The organism is Luteimonas flava, assembly GCF_036584485.1.
GTDB classification, from domain to species: Bacteria; Pseudomonadota; Gammaproteobacteria; order Xanthomonadales; family Xanthomonadaceae; genus Luteimonas; species Luteimonas flava.
Genome location: NZ_JAZHBM010000031.1, coordinates 1 through 419, shown reverse-complemented (window position 1 = coordinate 419; position 419 = coordinate 1). Strand labels below are relative to the sequence as shown.

Below are 419 nucleotides of genomic sequence, written 5' to 3'. Positions count from 1 at the left end.
CACGCCGTCAAGCGCGCCAGCGAACTGGCGCAAGCCGGCGACGCGGTGCTGCTGTCGCCAGCGTGCGCCAGCATGGACATGTTCAAGAATTACGCGCATCGCGCCCAGGTGTTCATCGACACCGTGCGCGATATCGCGCTCGATGCAGGACAGGAGCTCTGATGGCCTTCCAGCTGCCGTTCCGCTTTGGCTCGAATTCGACGGCGACGTCGATGGACAGCCGCGCGCGGCAATCGAAGATGATGGAGTACGACCAGCCGCTGGTCTGGGTCACGCTGCTGCTGATGCTGCTCGGGATGGTGATGGTGTACTCGGCATCCATCTCGCTGCCTGATTCACCGAAGTTTGCCGCCTATGTGCGCTGGCAGAATACCTACTTCCTGCAGCGCCAGGCCATGTTCATCGTGGTGTCGCTGGTC

At 62.3% G+C, this 419-nt stretch carries 1 protein-coding gene; it reads left to right on the top strand.

The features are described from left to right. Window positions 1-161 precede the first annotated feature (161 nt). Window positions 162-419: hypothetical protein (locus V3391_RS17560; protein ID WP_332079747.1), on the top strand; the 258-nt coding region annotated here is incomplete at its 3' end.